This is a genomic window from Marivivens sp. ABH4_498, from assembly GCF_056160585.1.
Genome location: NZ_JBSWXL010000005.1, coordinates 108372 through 123905, shown reverse-complemented (window position 1 = coordinate 123905; position 15534 = coordinate 108372). Strand labels below are relative to the sequence as shown.

At 57.6% G+C, this 15534-nt stretch carries 15 protein-coding genes; 8 read left to right on the top strand and 7 right to left on the bottom strand.

All coding sequences use genetic code 11. From position 1 onward, the window contains the following. The first annotated feature begins 3 nt into the window (after window positions 1-3). The 4 genes from ACXAGA_RS12310 to ACXAGA_RS12295 are packed head-to-tail and all read left to right on the top strand — an operon-like array spanning window position 4 to window position 4764. Window positions 4-2202: a PepSY domain-containing protein gene (locus ACXAGA_RS12310; RefSeq protein ID WP_475117774.1), complete on the top strand. Its 2199-nt coding sequence runs from the start codon at window positions 4-6 to the stop codon at window positions 2200-2202. Next, entirely contained in the window at window positions 2183-3118 is a 936-nt protein-coding gene (locus tag ACXAGA_RS12305; RefSeq protein ID WP_475117773.1) for an FAD:protein FMN transferase, read from the top strand. Before ACXAGA_RS12310 ends, ACXAGA_RS12305 begins: the two co-directional genes overlap by 20 nt. Then, the gene (locus ACXAGA_RS12300) at window positions 3115-3645 is read left to right on the top strand and encodes a hypothetical protein (RefSeq protein WP_475117772.1); all 531 of its coding nucleotides are present in this window, start codon (window positions 3115-3117) and stop codon (window positions 3643-3645) included. Before ACXAGA_RS12305 ends, ACXAGA_RS12300 begins: the two co-directional genes overlap by 4 nt. A gap of 39 nt (window positions 3646-3684) precedes the next feature. Further along, window positions 3685-4764, top strand: coding sequence for a DUF3500 domain-containing protein (locus ACXAGA_RS12295; RefSeq protein WP_475117771.1), 1080 nt, complete (start codon window positions 3685-3687; stop codon window positions 4762-4764). Window positions 4765-4813: 49 nt separating this feature from the next. Here the strand turns inward: ACXAGA_RS12295 and ggpS are convergent, their stop codons facing one another. From ggpS to ACXAGA_RS12260, 7 genes are all read right to left on the bottom strand, one after another. Continuing rightward, entirely contained in the window at window positions 4814-6310 is a 1497-nt protein-coding gene (ggpS, locus tag ACXAGA_RS12290) for a glucosylglycerol-phosphate synthase (RefSeq protein WP_475117770.1), read from the bottom strand. Window position 6311: 1 nt separating this feature from the next. Then, window positions 6312-7094, bottom strand: coding sequence for an HAD-IIB family hydrolase (locus ACXAGA_RS12285; protein ID WP_475117769.1), 783 nt, complete (start codon window positions 7092-7094; stop codon window positions 6312-6314). Continuing rightward, window positions 7094-8224, bottom strand: coding sequence for an NAD(P)H-dependent glycerol-3-phosphate dehydrogenase (locus ACXAGA_RS12280; protein WP_475117768.1), 1131 nt, complete (start codon window positions 8222-8224; stop codon window positions 7094-7096). Before ACXAGA_RS12280 ends, ACXAGA_RS12285 begins: the two co-directional genes overlap by 1 nt. A gap of 370 nt (window positions 8225-8594) precedes the next feature. Then, complete coding sequence (locus ACXAGA_RS12275; protein WP_475117767.1) at window positions 8595-9347, bottom strand: HpcH/HpaI aldolase family protein; 753 nt, start codon at window positions 9345-9347, stop codon at window positions 8595-8597. A 66-nt stretch (window positions 9348-9413) separates the two neighbouring features. Then, on the bottom strand, window positions 9414-10196 hold the full coding sequence (locus ACXAGA_RS12270) for a fumarylacetoacetate hydrolase family protein (RefSeq protein ID WP_475117766.1): 783 nt from the start codon (window positions 10194-10196) through the stop codon (window positions 9414-9416). 14 nt (window positions 10197-10210) lie between these two features. Then, on the bottom strand, window positions 10211-10699 hold the full coding sequence (locus tag ACXAGA_RS12265; protein ID WP_475117765.1) for a hypothetical protein: 489 nt from the start codon (window positions 10697-10699) through the stop codon (window positions 10211-10213). A gap of 184 nt (window positions 10700-10883) precedes the next feature. Further along, complete coding sequence (locus ACXAGA_RS12260) at window positions 10884-11648, bottom strand: IclR family transcriptional regulator (RefSeq protein WP_475117764.1); 765 nt, start codon at window positions 11646-11648, stop codon at window positions 10884-10886. Window positions 11649-11899: 251 nt separating this feature from the next. Here ACXAGA_RS12260 and ACXAGA_RS12255 point away from each other — a divergent pair, with 251 nt between their 5' ends. From ACXAGA_RS12255 to ACXAGA_RS12240, 4 genes are all read left to right on the top strand, one after another. Then, complete coding sequence (locus tag ACXAGA_RS12255) at window positions 11900-13168, top strand: ABC transporter substrate-binding protein (protein ID WP_475117763.1); 1269 nt, start codon at window positions 11900-11902, stop codon at window positions 13166-13168. Between the two features lie 69 nt (window positions 13169-13237). Next, a complete protein-coding gene (locus ACXAGA_RS12250) occupies window positions 13238-13972 on the top strand; it encodes an ABC transporter ATP-binding protein (RefSeq protein WP_475117762.1) in 735 nt (244 codons plus the stop codon). Then, window positions 13956-14666 carry an ABC transporter ATP-binding protein gene (locus ACXAGA_RS12245; protein ID WP_475117761.1) on the top strand — a complete coding sequence of 237 codons (711 nt, stop codon included), beginning with the start codon at window positions 13956-13958 and terminating at the stop codon, window positions 14664-14666. Before ACXAGA_RS12250 ends, ACXAGA_RS12245 begins: the two co-directional genes overlap by 17 nt. Further along, window positions 14666-15532 carry a branched-chain amino acid ABC transporter permease gene (locus ACXAGA_RS12240; RefSeq protein WP_475117760.1) on the top strand — a complete coding sequence of 289 codons (867 nt, stop codon included), beginning with the start codon at window positions 14666-14668 and terminating at the stop codon, window positions 15530-15532. The genes ACXAGA_RS12245 and ACXAGA_RS12240 overlap by 1 nt, the downstream gene beginning before the upstream one ends. Window positions 15533-15534 lie beyond the last annotated feature (2 nt).

The following is a 15534-nucleotide window of genomic DNA, read 5'->3' as shown; positions in this document are numbered from 1 at the left end:
GCGTTGTTTCGTTTCCTACACCGCTGGGCGGGTCTAACGACCGCTGTTTTGTTGATCACCATTTCCCTGACGGGGGTGGTTTTGTCCGTGTTTCCGATGCTTTCGGCGGACCGCACGGCGGATCGGCTGAATGCGGGCGCGTTGGTTCAGGCGGTGCAGGAAAATGTGGACGGGGCGCAAGCCATTTCTATCGACGATAACGGTGTAGTAAGCGTCACCGCGTTCGATGCCGAAGGGTTTCAACGGCTTGAAATCGATGCCGCGACGGGGGCCGTGATCGGCCCTTTGAATACGGGGCAGGTGGAACTGTGGTTCGAAAACCTGCACCGCAATCTTTTCCTGTCCGATGCGGGCGCGTTGGCGGTTTTGATCGCCTCCGGCGCTATGGTCGTGCTGGGTCTGTCTGGCTATGCGATGGCTGCGCGCCGTTTGGGCGGGTGGCGTAAACTGTTCATCCGTGATCGTGGCGACGGGGCAGGGGGATTGCACCTGAAAGTCGCCCGTGTGGCAGGCGTCGGGATTATCCTGTCGGCGGCAACGGGCACATGGATGGGGCTGGCCACATTGGGCGTGGTGCCCGATCCGAACCCACTGGCGCCGATGCCGAACGCGGTCAGCGAAGCCGCTGCCTTGCCCGCCTCTGATCTGACCGCTTTGACGGCTATTTCGGGGGATGATCTACGCGGCGTGATCCTGCCGCGCGATGGTATGGCGGGCGCGGTGTTCGAGGTCGAAACCCGCGATGGTGCCGGTACGGTCGATCCAGCAACAGGCGATATGCTTACGTGGGAAGATCGCTCTGCGTGGTCTTGGGCGATGTCGCTGGTCCACCTGCTGCATACGGGCCAAGGCGCGTCGCTGCTTGGGCTGGTTTTGGGGCTGATGTCCTTGACTGTGCCGCTGCTATCTGTGACGGGCGTGATGGTCTGGCTTGGGGGGCGCAGCCGTGCGCCGCGCGCGCCTACAGTCCAGCCCGAAATGGCGGATGTTGTTCTGCTGGTCGGATCCGAAGGCGGGACCACGTGGCGCTTTGCCAATGCCTTTGCCAAATCCCTGACCAATGCAGGGCAGAGCGTGCATCTGGACGACATGAACCATTTTGCGCCTGCCCGCTACACATCGGCCAAATCTATCGTGGTTTTTGCCGCCACTTATGGCGACGGTGATGCCCCGCAAAGCGCGCGTGAATTCATTGCAGAACTTGACAAAATGGACGATGTCCCGCGCATGGGGCTGACCATTCTGGGGTTTGGTGACAGCACCTATCCTGCGTTTTGCGGCTATGCCGATGCAGTGGCGCGCGCGGCGCGCGCCAAGGGGTGGACGCTGGCGATGGACCCGCAGACGGTGGATCGCCAGTCGTCAAACGATTTCACCAACTTTGGCTTTGCCTATGGCGCGGCACATGGGCTGGACTTGGGCGATATCGCTGCTGATTTAGAACTCCGCCCGACCCAATCTCTGCGGCTGGTGGCGAAAACCATGCATGGCGAAACTGCCCAAGCGCCTATGGCTGTGCTGCGGTTTGCGTTGCCCAAACGATCAGTGATGGATCGGTTTCTTGGGCGTGGATTTGCCGGCTTTGAAGCGGGCGATCTACTAAACATAATCCCCCAGGGCGACGAAAGCCCGCGGGCCTATTCATTGGCCTCTGGATCCCGTGACGGTTTTGCCGAAATCTGTGTGCGCAAGGTTCCTGGCGGTCTGGCCTCTACCCAACTGTGCGCGATGAAACTGGGCGAAGAGATTGCCGCCTATGTGACGCCCAATGCCCATTTCCACCTGCCCAAAGGCCGCGCGCCGATCCTGCTGATCGGGGCCGGGGCTGGCATCGGGGCGCTGGCAGGGATGGTGCGCGCCAACACTAATCACCGCGAGGCGCATTTGTTTTTCGGCATGCGCACCCGCGCGGGCGGTCTACCGTTCGAAGCCGATCTGGAACAGTGGGAGGCCGATGGTCGGCTCACGGAAATGACCGTTGCTTTGTCGCGTTCAGCGCAGCCGCGCTACGTCCAAACTGCATTGCGTGACGACGCTGCCTGCGTGCGCGACCTGATTTCACGTGGGGCCCATGTGAAGATCTGCGGCGGCCGCGATATGGGTGCGGGGGTGCGTGATGCAATCGATGAAATCATCGCGCCGCTTGGCCTATCGGTCCGCGCACTCGAGTCGGAGGGCCGCTATGCAACCGATGTTTTCTAACGGACTATGCCGTTTAGACCTGAACGGGCCGACGATGGGCACCCGTTGGCATGTACAGTTCTGGACGGCCAAAGGGTTTGACCCAGCGCCCCTACAGGCGGCGCTACAAAAAGCGGTTAACCGCGTCGATGCGCAAATGTCGCTTTGGTCGCCGCATAGTGATCTGTGTGCGCTGAACAGCGCGGCGGTGGGTACGTGGATAGACATGCCCACCGAAATTTGCCGCGTCCTGACCCGCGCGCTGGAGGTTGAAACGGCGTCCGGCGGGGCCTTTGACATTGCGGTCGGGCAGGCGGTTGCAGCGTGGGGATTTGGCCCCAAGGCGGCGGATCCGGTCAAAGTCTCGGCGCTACTTCAGACCCGAAACCGCCCCAAAGCGCGTCATGCGCTAGAAATCGATGGCACAAAGGTGCGGCGCGTGGCCGATGTGCAATTTGACCTGAATGGGATCGCCAAAGGTTTTGGCGTCGACCGTCTGATCGAAGTTGCGACAGATCATGGGATCACGGCCCTGACCGCTGGGATTGATGGCGATCTGCGCTGTGTTGGCACGCGGCCTGATGGATCGCTATGGCCGATTGCGATCGAGAAACCCGATTACCACACTCGCGCGGTGCATTCGATGATGGAACTGTCAGGCACCGCGATTGCGACCTCGGGGGACTACCGCCATTGGGTCGACGTGGGCACGGCCCGTTACAGCCATACGATGAACCCCGATCTGAACGCGCCGCTGATGCATTCCCCCGCATCGGTGACTGTACTGGCGCCCGACTGCATGACGGCGGACGCATGGGCCACGGCGTTGATGGTGCTGGACCGCACGGTCGGGCCAGCGCTGGCGCGCGCCAATGGAATTCAGGCGATGTATCTGGACCGAGAAGCGCGCACATCCACACAAACGGAGACTGTATGAAACCTATTTTTCTGGCTGCTGGTGCCGCGCTTTTTGCGTCCGTCGCCGCGGCTCATCCGCATTCTTATGTCGAACAACAAGCGGCCTTGGTTCTGGATCATAGCGAACTGCGCACTGTGGTGACCATCGTTCCGTCCAACGTCGAAGGGGCCGAGATTTTCGACTTTATAGACACCGACGGAAACGGGGTGCTTAGCCACGTAGAGGCAGAGGCATTCGCCCATGCGGTTCTGGCACAGACCGTGTTGGTCGTCGATGGACACCAGAAGGATTGGACCCTGTCGCAGGTCAATCGCCCAAGCCGCGACGAAGTGGCCGCAGGCCATAGCGCGATCCGTATCGAAGCCCGCACAGAGGCCCCGCTATCGCAAAGCAGCACTGTCGTTTTCGAGATGGGCTACGAACAGATCGCCCACGACTGGCAGATCCAACCCTATCTGACACAGGCGCTGTCTGACGATGGTTTGGGCGCTGCGATCACGCGGTCAGGGCTGGGGGTCGATCTGCGCCTGACAGGGCCCGAGTAACAACAAAATTCACAGACGAAGAAACGAAGGAAGACTGAAATGAAAAAACGACTTTTTGCAGGGGGCATCGGTGCCGCGGCATTGGTTGGGTTGGGCTTTACCCTGATGAGCGAGCAAAGTAATGCGCAGACGCGTTCCAACCCGCCTGCGTCGATTGACCTAAAGACAACGTTCGACGTGCCTGCGCCCGATGCGCAAGCCGAGGCGATTGTGGCGTCGGCTGACGCTTTCCTTGCGTCGCTGAACGAGGCTGAGACAGCGAAAGTGCTGTTCGATCTGTCCGATGATGCGCAGCGCGCCAACTGGTCCAACTTCCCCGAAGGCGTGGTTGACCGTCAGGGTCTGCGCCGCGATGAAATGAGCGCAGAGCAATGGGCGCTGCTGGAACAGCTTTTGGGCACGGTAATGAGCGACAAGGGCCTGCGGAATGTGCACCTGCAATTGGCCGCCGAAGATACGCTGGACGGATGGCGGTTTTCTTCGGATTACTACTATGTGTCGTTCCTTGGCATGCCATCGGTCGATGCGCCGTGGATGCTGCAATTCGGTGGGCATCACCTTGCCATCAATGTCACCTTCTTTGGCCCTGACCTGACGTTTTCGCCGATGTTGACCGGGGGCGAGCCGTTGAACATCACCTTTGAAGGCGAAGAGGTCTTTATCGCTGGCGATGAAGCGCAGGCGGCACGGGGTTTCCTTGATCTGTTGGACGAAGATCAGCGCGCGGTTGCTGTCCGTTCTAACTCGCGCGCGTCTTTGCTGCTGGGGCCAGGGGAGTTTGGGACCGTGGTTGCTGCCGAAGGTATCAAAGGCAGTGAATTGAACATGGCGCAGCGGGCCGCGCTGCTGGACGTTATCGCGATCCGCATGGGTTTCATGAATGCAGATGATTTCGCTGCAAAAATGGCCGTGGTCGAGGCAGGTCTGGACGAGACATATTTCGGCTGGTGGGGGCCACAGGACGGGGTCGGAACTGCCTACTATCGCATCACGGGACCTGATTTGGTGATGGAATATTCGCCCGAGCGCGGCGATGCGGGCGGCTATGGCGATCACGCGCACAACATGTATCGCGATCCGCAGAACGACTACGGCTCGGTTTGGCTATCGGCCGAATAATCGGGACCTAAACCGCCCCCGCATGTTGCACCTGCGGGGGCGGTTTAGGTCAGGCGACGACCTCTATTCGCGCGATGGCATCGCCGAAGGCCTGCATCTGGTCTTCGGCCCAGAAACGGATGCCCTGCTTTTGGACCATGGCGCGGTTGGCTTTCATGCGTCCTTTGCGTTCTTGCTGGGGCATGTCGAGAGCGAACTGAATTGCGCTGTCCATGGATTTGTGTGAAAAAGGGTTCGCCGGCACGGCGGCAGCCAATTCCACGGCGGCGCCTGCGAATTCAGAAAGAACCAGCACACCGTCACAATCTGTACGGGCAGCAACGTATTCCTTGCACACTAGGTTCATCCCATCCGCCAGCGGAGTGATCCACGCCACATCCGCCGCGCGGTAATAGGCCACAAGGTCATTGAACGGAACGGGGCGGGAAATCAGCGAAATAGGCTGCCAATCAAAGGAGCCATATTGGCCGTTAATACGTCCTGCGATAGCCTCTAATCGTTCTTGAATTTCGACATATGCGGTCATGTTGGCGTTGGCCGCGACCGAGACATGCATCAAACGCACCTTGCCACGCAGATCGGGGCGGCTTTCTAGTAACCGTTCATAGCTTTCCAGCTGTTCGACGCCGCCCTTTGTATAATCGGTGCGCCCGACAGACAGGATGAGTTGCGCGTCACCCTTTTCGGCTGCGATCTGTTTGATCTTAGCTTCGGTTTTGTCGCTCTTGGCCAATGTTTCGATGTAGTTTGTATCGACACCGACGGGGCTGGCTTGCAGGCGCACGGTGTGACCTTCGTAGGCGACTTCGGTAATCACGGATTGTTCCGATAGCGCAGAGGTTTCCGCGCTCATCTCGGGCTTTACCTTGTCGCGCTTTAGGGTGTCGACCTCTAACAACGAACGGGCGGCGGATACGAAATTGTTGACGTAGCGCGGGATATGAAAACCGACGACATCACAGGCCAACAGGCTTTCTAAAATTTCTTTGCGCCATGGCAGCACATTGAAAATATCTGCGTTTGGAAACGGCGTGTGGTGGAAAAAGCTGATTTTTACGTCGGGGCGCAGCGTGCGCAGGTATCCGGGCACTAGCCATAGATTATAGTCATGAACCCAAACGACGGCGCCTTCGGCGGCCTCGGCTGCTGCAGCTTCGGCAAAGGCCCAGTTCACCTCTCTAAACGTCGGCCAATCGACGGGGTCATAATTGTAGCGTTCTTTGAACCCGTGAAGGATCGGCCAGAACGCTTCTTTAGACGAAACGTGGTAAAAGCTGGAAACTTGTTCTTTGGTCAGGGGCAGCCGCGACACGGTGTATTTGCCGTGGGGGTCGTCTATTTCGATAATCCGTTCAAAGTCGGGGTTTTCCGGATTGGCGGCTTCTTTCCACGCGACCCAAGCGCCCTTATCGACACGCCCGAAAAAGCTTTTGAGCGTGGGCACAATGCCATTGGGCGATTTGTTTTCGCGGTATTCGATTTTGCCGTTTACCTCGACTTCTTCGTAAGGCTGGCGGTGGTATACGATAACAAGATCAGATGACATATCAGGCTCCTTTCGGGGCGGTGTGAAGATCAAGCGCATTGATGGCCTCTAAGATGCCACCTGCGCCGTGGGCGTTTGCGGAATAGACGGTCGCGCAGCCCGTCAATTGTGCGGTGAGCGCGGGTTCAGAGTTGCCGACCGCGACCGCGTTCAGACCAGAGACAAGCATCGACAAATCATTAAGAGTGTCGCCCGCGCAAAGAACGCGAGGTTCGGGGATGCCAAGGTGATCGACAAGCCTTTTGATCGACGGGCCTTTCGATATGCCTTTGGGCAGGACGTCGAAATAGCGGTTGTCAGAGATCAGCCAATCGTGGCCCATATTGGTGACTTTATCCTTGGCGCTTTCGTCGAACGTAGCCATGTCGAGGTCATAGCTCACCCGATAGCGAAAGGCGGTCGGTTGTAGCGTGAGGCCAGCGTGACCGTCTAAAGCCGCGCGGACACTGGCACCTGCATCGTTCCAGATCGCGGCGATTTTTTCTTCCAATTCGGGGATCGGCGCGACCTGACCGTCCTTTGTGACTTGGGCGATGGTGGTGCCCACGTCGCCAACGACATATTCGGGCCACGGCAAGCCGCGTTCACGGCACATCTGCATGATGAATTCGGGATCGCGCCCTGTGACAAAGATCAGGCCCACGCTGCCGCGGTTCGTTTCGATCCAGTCATAAAGCGTTTGGCGGTCTGTGTCCGAGCCGCCCAAAAACGTGCCGTCCAGATCGGTGGCAAGTGTAAAGCGGCGCGCGGAAATTGCGGGGCGGGGGGTGGTGTGAACGTTCATCAAACCTCTCCGAAATGTAGCGGCATGTTGGGGGCAGGGTGGGCGAAAGATAGACCAAGCGCATTCGGCTCTGCCTCGATCGGGCGGGCCCACAGCGTGGTAAACGCGTCTTGTAGGTTCACGCCCTTGTGCAGGACCGCATTCACTGTTTCGCAGATCGGCATAGGTACACCGATGCGGCGGGCCAGATCGGTGACAGAGATCGCGTTGACTTCGCCCTCGACCACGACAGTGCGGCCTGCAAAACAAGAGGCGCGCGGCGTGCCTTGGCCCAATTGGAAACCCAGCGACATATTGCGCGACGTGGTCGAGCTACAGGTCAGGGTCAGATCGCCAGCGCCAGACAGGCCCGTTACGGTTTCGCGTTTGCCGCCCAATGCTTCGGCCAGCGTTTTCATTTCGTCGATGCCGCGGGTGATCAGGGCAGCGCGCGTATTTTCGGCAAAACCCGCGCCCGACATCATGCCGCATGCAATTGCGATCACGTTTTTGACGGCGCCGCCGACCTCTACTCCGATCAGATCGTCAGAGACATAGGGGCGAAATCCGCGACCCGACAAGGACATGGCCAGTCGCACGGCAGGGCTGCGTTCGGGGGTTAGTCGATCAGTGTAGGAAAAAGGAAAGGCTACGGTGGCGGCTGTCGGATGATCTAGCGCTGTTTCAGCGGCAAAGGTCGGACCGGACACGGCGCCCACTGGGTGGTTTGGCAGTTCTTCGGTCACCACTTCTGACAGGAGGTAGCCGCTGCTTTGCTCGACACCTTTGCAGGCCAGCGCAATCGGGATGGCCTGTGGCAAATATGGGCGCATCGCTTTGCACATTTGGCGCAGGGTCGTAGATGGTGTGACCATCAAAACAGCTTCGGCACCGTCAAGCGCCGTCGCCAAATCACTGGTCGCCTGAATGGTGGTCGGCAGCGGTACATCGGGCAGGTATAGGGCATTCGTTGAGCGGTTATTGATCTGGTCGGCCAGTTCGGGGCGGCGCGCCCAAAGCCGGACGTCGTGGCCATTGCGCGCAAGAACGCAAGCAAGCGCCGTCCCCCAACTGCCCGCGCCAAGCACGGCAATGCGGCCATAGGGATAAGACGGCAAATCTGTAGTGGAGACCGTATCGGAATCCTTCATCGGTGGAGCTCCTTTCGAGGGGGCTCTGAAAAATAGTTCATTTTAAATTGTGCGCGCCCAAGCGCCGAAAACGGCACGCGTGACGTGGGCAAAAGACGCCTAGAATGGCATCACGCCTGTGCGGGTCCGCGCGCGGGATCGGGAAAAATTCAACCGAGTTAAGCGCGGAACAGGTCTGTCACAAACCCTGTTCAATAGGCTAGGGCGGCGCCTAGACCCGTCAATAGAAAAATGCCGCACCGCAGCGAATATCGCTGACGGTTGGAGGAATAATCAGGTCGCAAGATGCGTGTTTCGGACTATTTCTAACCGCCCACGTTAGGCACGCGGGCGGCGTCGGTGATCTGGGTTTGGCTAAAGGCAGATGTGACTACAGGCGGCCCAATAATCCGCGTTTTAACGCCGCCATATCCACGTCTTTTGACACGAAAGTGGCCCCCAATTCGATGGCTTCGGCGGCGAATTCTTCGTCCAATGTCAGGATACCTGCGGGCTGACCTGCGGCGACAATCCGTTTGACCGCATCGCGGCAGGCCTGTTTGACCTCTGGATGGTTCGGCTCGCCCGCATGACCCATGGCGGCAGCAAGGTCAGCAGGCCCGACGAAAATCCCGTCGACACCATCGACGGCGGCCATGGCCTCGATATTGTCCACCGCGTCTAGGGTTTCGACCTGAATAAGCAGGCAAATCTGGTCCCGGGCGGTTTTGTGATACCCCGCGACAGCGGCGAAATTGGTCGCGCGGGTCAAACCAGACACGCCGCGAATACCTGCGGGCGGGTAGGTTACGGCGCGAACGGCTTCGGCGGCTTGTTCGGGTGTGTTGACCATGGGCACAAGGATCGTCTGCGCGCCAAGATCGAGCAACTTTTTAATCTCGGCCGCGTTTACCGATCCGGGGCGTACGATGGGCGTAACGGAATAGGGTGCGACGGCCTGCAACAGGGGCAGCACGGTAATCGGGTCTAGCGCGGAATGTTCCGTATCAAAGAGCATCCAGTCGAACCCCTGCGCAGCGCACAGTTCAGCCACAAGAGTGTCATTGATCGTGGACCACAAACCGCGTTGCAAAAGGCCTGCCTTGATCGCGGCCTTAAAGGTGTTTTGCGGGAGTTGAGCCATTTTTGACCCTTTCTGCATGTTTGTACAAAACGGGCGGCCTATTCATAGCCGCCCGTGCAATCAAAGCTATTCGAAGCTAACGCCAATGCCGCCCAGCGGGCCATAATCCGCCTGAATGACATCGCCCGACGCGATATCGACGGGGCGGGTAAAGGACCCGCCAAGGACGATATCACCCTTTTTCAGCCCATCACCCAGTGCGGCGAGTTTGTTCACCAGCCATGCAACACCAGCTGCGGGGTGCCCCATGATCGCAGCCGAAACACCGCTTTCTTCGATGATGCCGTTTTTCGACAGGGTGGCGCATTGCCAGCGCAAATCGATATCGAAGGGGCGCACAATGCGGCCCCCCAAAACAATCGCGCCATAGGCCGCATTGTCAGCGATCGTATCGGTGATCGCGCGGGGTACTTCGGTGCGATAGTCGATAATCTCTAGCGCGGGGGTCACATATTCGGTCGCGCGTAGAACGTCGTGCATCTGGCACCCTGCACCGGACAAATCTTGGCCCATGACGAAAGCCAGTTCGGTTTCCAGTCGCGGTTTAATAAAGGTACCCGCCGAAATCCGTGCGCCGTCTTTGAACAGACTGTCGTCTAGGATCACGCCGTAGTCAGGTTCGGTCATCTTGGACGCCATTTGCATAGCGCGGGACGTCAGGCCGATCTTGCGTCCGACGATCTTTGCCCCTTTGGCGATACGCGCCTGAGCCCAGCGATGCTGGATGTCATATGCGTCTTCTAGTTCCATGTCAGGCCATTGTTTCGATGGCTGCACACAGGGCACGCGCGACTCTTCGGCGGCCAAAATGGCATCGGCGGCGGCTTGGCGGTCTTTATCAGAGAGCATGTTAGGGCCTTTGATTACAGGGTTGAGGTCAACGCCGGAGCCACGACAGACGCGTCCGCAAGCGTTTCAATGGCAACAGCTGCGCCCGCCAACACCAGACATCCGGTCATCAAAATCAGAACAGCAGTGGTGAACAGGGTGATATTGGCGTCGCTTTCGCCAAAAACGGGCAACATGAAAGGCGGGACACCGTTGACTTCGTCAACCAGCGCAAGGTCCAGTTTGTTGCGCAGAACCACAGCGGTCCAAAAGCCGCCATAGGCACAGAACGACAGGGTTGCCGCGATCCAGATCGGCAATTTTGCATCGCCAGCGGTCCAGATCAGCACCAGCGCAAGAATGGCGATGTAGACATACGACATGACCTGCCAAACGCAGTGAAAACGCGCGTGTTTGGTCCAAGACGGATTGAACCAGTGCGTTTTGTTGCTGTCAAAAGCAAACGGTATAAGCGAATAGCCCAATGTCGAAATGGTAAGCAGAATTTTTGCCGCGAGCAGCATGTTTGAGATCCTCCCAAAGAGTTTGTGCCGCTCTCCTCGGCGGCAGAATATATGTACCAAATAACGGTACAGTGTATGTTAAAATGGAAATATTGCCGACAACTGTCAAGCTGGTTGTGGAGAGCCCAACACAAAAAGCCCCGCACAAGGCGGAGTTTATTCGCGTTTAGTGTTGTGATTTCCGTTAGATCGAAGGCCCGAACTGAGCCGCGACCGCGCGGCGGAATTCTAGCAGCGCGGCTTTGATATCCTCTTCGCGGCGGGCGAATCGCGCAGCGGGCATCGCGATTCCAATGGCCAATTTCCGGCCTCCGATATCGGGTAGGGTCGTTGCCATTGCGCAGGCGTCAGGCGCGAATTCCTCGCGATCTATGAACAGGCCAACCTGTTTAAAGGCGGCAATCTGAGCCATAAGTTGATCGGGATCGGTGATCGAATTTGGTGTGCGTTTTTCCATGCCGTGCGCGGCTAATAGTGCGCGGGCTTCGTCCTCGGATACTTGGGCAAGGTGCGCTTTGCCATTTGCCGTACAGTGGATTGCATGTTCGCGGCCCACGTAGGAAACAACGCGAATTGTTTCGTTCGATGCGATCTGATCGACCACGATTACCTTGCCATCATTGAGGATTGTAAGGTCAAAGTTGTCGCCAATACGATTGTGCAGGTTCTCCATCAATGGCCGCAAAAGCGTACGCGCATCAAGGTCAACCTTTGCCCCAAGGCGAGCAAGCTCCATCCCAAGATAGACGCCCTGATGACCCGAATTTTTGGTTACCAACCCTTCGGCATTCAATGCGTTCACTAGGCGCTGAACGGTCGAACGGGCAAATCCTGTGGCTTTCGCGATCTCGCCCAAAGAACTGCCAGGTTTGTCGCCGATGGCGCGCAAAACTGCGACTGCTTTGCTTAGGGAATTGCCTTCTTTGGCTTTGGTAGCTTCGACCGACACGCATGCCTCCTCGACATATTTTTATGCGCGCAGCTAAGCGCGGCTTTCCTCCAAGTGCAATGCACCTAATCCCGTTCGGCGGACCCTTGTCGATTTGATCTGGATCAAAATGGTTGACAAGAATCTTTCTCGCCCTCATTTTGGTATAGTGTACTGTATATTGATACACAAGACATGTGACGGCGACGCAACCGCAAGAGTGGGCACTCGGGAGGGGTGTGCGGAGACCGAAACGCAATGGAGGAAAACCAATGTTGAATCGACGCAGCCTGCTGAAGGGCGCTGCCGCCGCGGGATTTACCGCAACCGCTTCGGGGCTTGCTCTGCCCGCATATGCCGCGAACCGCACAATCAAAATCGGCTTTGTAACGCCGCAGACGGGACCGTTGGCTATTTTCGGTGAACCGGATGCGTTCGTGCTGGACCAGTTCCGCACCGCGCTGGCAGATGGTCTGGATATCGGCGGCACCAAACATCCCGTCGAAATCATCATGAAGGACTGCCAGTCTAGTTCGAACCGCGCATCCGCCGTGGCGCAGGAATTGATTTTCGAAGACGAGGTCGACCTGATCTGTGCCTCTGCTACGCCTGACACGACCAACCCCGTTGCCGACCAGGCAGAGCTGAACGGCGTGCCCTGCGTGACCAACGACACCCCGTGGCAGCCGCATTTCTTTGGCCGTCAGGGTGATCCCGCGACTGGTTTTGAATACACCAATCACTTTTTCTGGGGACTAGAGGACATCATCGACGTTTTTATGTCCCTTTGGGACGGTGTCGAGACGAACAAAGTCGTTGGCGCACTGTGGCCGAACGACCCCGATGGCAATGGTTGGTCGCACCCCGAATTGGGTTTCCCCCCTGTGATGGAACAGGCCGGATATACGCTGGTCGATCCGGGCCGCTACCAAAACATGTCCGACGATTTTTCGGCGCAGATTTCAGCGTTCAAAGAAGCCGGAGTAGAGATCGTTTCCGGCGTTATGATCCCGCCTGATTTCACCACTTTCTGGACGCAAGCCGCGCAACAAGGGTTCCATCCAAAGGTCGTTAACGTGGCAAAAGCATCGGAATTCCCACAAGCGATGGGTGCTTTGGGTGATCGCGCTGATGGTCTGTCGGTCGAGGTGTGGTGGCATAAGATGTTCCCATTCGCGTCGTCGTTCAACGGTCAGACATGCGAACAATTGGCTGACGCCTACGAAGCCGCAACCGGTAACCCGTGGACCATGCCATTGGGTGCGAAACATTCGCTGTTCGAAGTTGTCATGGACTCGCTCAAACGGGCGCAGGACATCGATAGCCCAGAAAGCATCGCCGAAGCGATCCGCGCCACCGATCTGGACACCGTATTCGGCAAGGTCAATTTCAACACCGGCCCTGTGCCATCAATTTCAAAAACGCCACTTGCTGGTGGTCAGTGGCAGATTGAAAACGGCAAACCGGAATTGAAAATCGTGACCAACAGCCATTCGCCCGAGATCCCGCTGACGGGTGAACTGAAACCTATCACGCTCTGATTGCTGGCCGATCAGACCATAGGGCAGGGGTGCACGGCCTCCTCTGCCCGCAATTTTCGGAGAAATCCCTTGGAACCGCTACTCAGCCTTACCGGCGTGAACCGATCCTTCGGTGCGCTGAAGGTATCTGACAACATAACGTTTGACCTCGCTCAGGGGCAGGCACTTGGTATCATCGGGCCCAATGGTGCGGGCAAATCGACTTTGTTTAACCTGATTGGGGGCGCATTGCCGCCGTCGTCGGGTGTGGTTCGTTTTGACGGGCGTGATGTAACGCAGCTTAGCGCGTCGCAGCGTTGCCGCAGTGGTATCGCCCGTTCGTTCCAGATTCCACATCCATTCGTAGGCATGACGGTCTACGAAAACCTGCTGGCCGCTGCGTCGTTTGGCAACGCGGGTTTTGACGATCTGGAATCCGCCTGTCGCGATATTCTGGATCGTACAGGGCTTTTGGCCAAAGCGAACAACCCTGCTGGGTCGTTGACGCTATTGGAACGCAAACGGTTAGAGCTGAGCCGCGCCTTGGCCACGGGGCCAAAACTGTTGCTGCTGGATGAAATCGCGGGCGGGCTGACCGAAGGCGAATGCCTCGCCCTTGTCCAAACCATCAAAGATATCCATGCCAGCGGTGTGTCGATCATCTGGATCGAACACATCGTGCACGCGCTGCTGGCTGTGGTGGACCATCTTATTGTCATCGACTTTGGAAAAATCGTCGCCTCGGGTGAACCAAAATCGGTGATGGCTGACCCTCTCGTTCAAGAAATCTACATGGGGATATCGGTTGATGACGACGCTGCTTGAAACCAAAAATCTGACATCGCACTACGGCGATTTTCAGGCGCTGTTTGGGATCGATGTGACGATTGACGAAGGCGAAACCGTGTCGATCATCGGATCGAACGGCGCGGGCAAATCCACCTTTCTGCGTGCCCTGACGGGTCTGCGTCCGACCAAAGGGCAGGACATTACATTTGACGGCACGCCCATCGGCGGGATGGCGGCAGATGGCATCCATAAACTGGGTCTGGCCATGGTGCCCGAAGGCCGCCGCCTGTTTCCATCCCTGAGCGTCGAAGAAAACCTACTGATTGGGGCATCAGGCGGGCGAAAAGGGCCATGGGATTTGGCAAAAATCTATAAACTGTTCCCCGATCTGGTGGCCAAGAAACACAACCCCGGCACAGCGTTGTCGGGCGGGCAGCAGCAGATGGTGGCCATCGGCCGCGCGTTGATGTCCAATCCCAAACTGCTGCTGTGCGATGAAATTTCGTTGGGCCTTGCGCCGAAAATCATCAAGGACATCTACGAAGCGGTGCCCCTGATCAGAGCAGAAGGCACCACGATCCTTGTCGTTGAACAAGACGTGGGTCAGGCGCTGGCTGTATCGACCCGCGTTTATTGTTTCATGGAAGGACGCGTGACGTTGACGGGCAAACCCCAAGACCTGACGCGTGCCCAAATTTCCCACGCCTATTTCGGGATGGAGGACCACTGATGGTCTTGATTAATGCAATTATCCAAGGCGTCCTATTGGGCGGCCTTTATGCGCTGTTTGCCGCGGGGCTATCGCTCATGTTTGGCGTCATGCGTTTCGTGAATATCGCGCATGGCGATTTCATCGTGGTTGGGGCCTATATGATCCTGACCTTTATCGCGACATGGGGTTTAAACCCGTTTATCGGCGTGGGTCTGGTGGTCGTGCTGATGGGTGTCGCCGGCTATATGAACCAGCGTTTCGTGCTGAACCGTGTGCTGGGCGACGACATCCTGCCGCCGATCCTTGTGACCTTTGGCATGTCGATCATCATCCAGAACGGATTGCTAGAGATTTTTTCCGCCGACAGTCAAAAACTGCAAACGGGAACGTTTGAAACCTCTTCGATTACGATCATGGATGGGCTGTCGATTGGTTTGCTGCCATTTTTGATGTTCCTCACGGCTGTAGGGGTCATCTTTGGTCTGCAATGGATTTTTTATCACACAAAACTGGGTCGGATGCTGCGCGCTACGTCCGATGACCCGCAAATCGTTCCGCTGATGGGTGGCAACAACAACCACATCGTTGCGGTGGCAACGGGTATGGCATCGCTGGTCGTGGGGATCGCAGGTATCTGGTTGGCGATGAAAACCAATTTTGATCCGACCGCAGGGCCGACCCGTCTGCTCTTTGCGTTCGAAGCGGTGATCATCGGCGGCTTGGGCAATATCCGCGCAACCCTGCTGGGTGGGATCATCCTGGGTATTGCGCAGACGGTTGGGGCGCAAATCGATGCGGGTTTCCAACTGCTTGCTGGGCACCTTGCGTTCCTCGTCGTCCTGATCGTGCGTCCGCGCGGTCTGTTTCCGAAAATGAGCGGATAAGG

What these genes read in the sequence shown, in the direction of transcription:
- ACXAGA_RS12275 (WP_475117767.1), bottom strand. Translation starts at nt 9,347, where the DNA reads ATGGCTCAACTCCCGCAAAACACCTTTAAGGCCGCGATCAAGGCAGGC.
- ACXAGA_RS12245 (WP_475117761.1), top strand. Translation starts at nt 13,956, where the DNA reads ATGACGACGCTGCTTGAAACCAAAAATCTGACATCGCACTACGGCGAT.
- ACXAGA_RS12265 (WP_475117765.1), bottom strand. Translation starts at nt 10,699, where the DNA reads ATGCTGCTCGCGGCAAAAATTCTGCTTACCATTTCGACATTGGGCTAT.
- ggpS (WP_475117770.1), bottom strand. Translation starts at nt 6,310, where the DNA reads ATGTCATCTGATCTTGTTATCGTATACCACCGCCAGCCTTACGAAGAA.
- ACXAGA_RS12305 (WP_475117773.1), top strand. Translation starts at nt 2,183, where the DNA reads ATGCAACCGATGTTTTCTAACGGACTATGCCGTTTAGACCTGAACGGG.
- ACXAGA_RS12285 (WP_475117769.1), bottom strand. Translation starts at nt 7,094, where the DNA reads ATGAACGTTCACACCACCCCCCGCCCCGCAATTTCCGCGCGCCGCTTT.
- ACXAGA_RS12300 (WP_475117772.1), top strand. Translation starts at nt 3,115, where the DNA reads ATGAAACCTATTTTTCTGGCTGCTGGTGCCGCGCTTTTTGCGTCCGTC.
- ACXAGA_RS12240 (WP_475117760.1), top strand. Translation starts at nt 14,666, where the DNA reads ATGGTCTTGATTAATGCAATTATCCAAGGCGTCCTATTGGGCGGCCTT.
- ACXAGA_RS12295 (WP_475117771.1), top strand. Translation starts at nt 3,685, where the DNA reads ATGAAAAAACGACTTTTTGCAGGGGGCATCGGTGCCGCGGCATTGGTT.
- ACXAGA_RS12255 (WP_475117763.1), top strand. Translation starts at nt 11,900, where the DNA reads ATGTTGAATCGACGCAGCCTGCTGAAGGGCGCTGCCGCCGCGGGATTT.
- ACXAGA_RS12280 (WP_475117768.1), bottom strand. Translation starts at nt 8,224, where the DNA reads ATGAAGGATTCCGATACGGTCTCCACTACAGATTTGCCGTCTTATCCC.
- ACXAGA_RS12270 (WP_475117766.1), bottom strand. Translation starts at nt 10,196, where the DNA reads ATGCTCTCTGATAAAGACCGCCAAGCCGCCGCCGATGCCATTTTGGCC.